Origin of the sequence: Kineococcus auxinigenes (genome assembly GCF_050871525.1) — a bacterium.
GTDB lineage: Bacteria > Actinomycetota > Actinomycetes > Actinomycetales > Kineococcaceae > Kineococcus.
Window position 1 is genome coordinate 1 of the sequence record NZ_JBKBCT010000139.1, and the last position, 1,229, is coordinate 1,229.

Genomic DNA, 1,229 nt, shown 5'->3' on the forward strand with positions numbered 1-1,229 from the left:
GGCGGTCTCAAGGGGTCAATGCACCACCTCGTCGAGCACTTCTGAGGGTGTCTTCCATCCCAGGGTCTGTCGAGGTCTGCCGTTGAGGCGGGCGGCGATCTCATCGAGATCTGCTTGGCTGAAGGTGCGCAGGTCGGCGTTCTTGGGCAGGTACTGGCGCAGCAAGCCGTTCGTGTTCTCGTTGGAACCGCGCTGCCAGGGTGAGTGCGGGTCGGCGAAGTAGACCTGGACGCCGGTGTCGATGCTGAAGCGGGCGTGCTGGGCCATCTCCTTGCCGTGGTCCCAGGTCAGGCTGCGGCGCAGCTGCTCGGGCATGCGCTGGACGGCGTGGGCCAGGGCGGGGCGGACCTGCTCGGCGGTGCAGCCGGCGGGCAGGGCCACCAGCATCACGAAGCGCGAGTGGCGCTCGACCAGGGTGGCGATGGCGCTGGGGCGGGTGCCGAAGACCAGATCGCCTTCCCAGTGCCCGGGAACCGCGCGGTCCTCGACCTCGGCCGGGCGTTCGCTGATGGGCACGGTGTCCACCAGCTGCCCGCGGCCCTGCCGCAGCCGCTTGGCGCGGGGGAAGCGCATGGCTCGCCCAGTGCGCAGCGCGGTGGTCAGCTCCTTGCGCAAGGCGCCTCTGGCCTGCACGAACAGGCTCAGGTAGATCGCCTCATGGCTGACGCGCATGGCTTCATCGTCGGGGAAGTCCACGCGCAGGCGGGCGGCGATCTGCTGCGGGGACCAGCCCTGGGCCAAGTCGCGCTCGACCCGGGTGCGCAGCGAGGCGTTCTGGGCGAGCTTGCACTGCTTCGGGCGCCGGCCGCGCTGCCAGGCGCGGGCCTCAGCGGTGCCGGCGCGGTAGCCGGCGCGCCCGCCGTTGCGGGCGATCTCCCGGCTGATCGTCGAGGCCGCCCTGCCCAGGCGCTGGGCGATCGCCCGGGTGCTCTCCCGCGCGGCGATGCCACGGCTGATCTCCTCACGCTCGGCCGCGCTCAACTGATGGCCGGCCCGGCGGCGCGCCGGCTGGCGCACCCCACCGGTCGCGGCCACGAAGCAGCGCACGCTGGCTGGGCGGTTGATGCCCAGCGACCGGGCGATCGAGCGCAGCGACTCACCCGCACGCCAGCGCACCCACACCTGGTCCTGCTGCTGCGGACTCAACCCGAAGGTCTGCACCGGCCCCACCTCCACACCCACCCCGCCATGATCAAAGAAGGGCGGTGCGTTGACCGGTTGAGACCGCC

The 1,229-nt window shown here is 71.9% G+C and carries 1 protein-coding gene; it reads right to left on the reverse strand.

All coding sequences use genetic code 11. The features are described from left to right. Positions 1-15: 15 nt before the first annotated feature. Positions 16-1,161, reverse strand: coding sequence for an IS30 family transposase (locus tag ACRYR9_RS19645; RefSeq protein WP_432499169.1), 1,146 nt, complete (start codon positions 1,159-1,161; stop codon positions 16-18). Between the last annotated feature and the right edge of the window lie 68 nt (positions 1,162-1,229).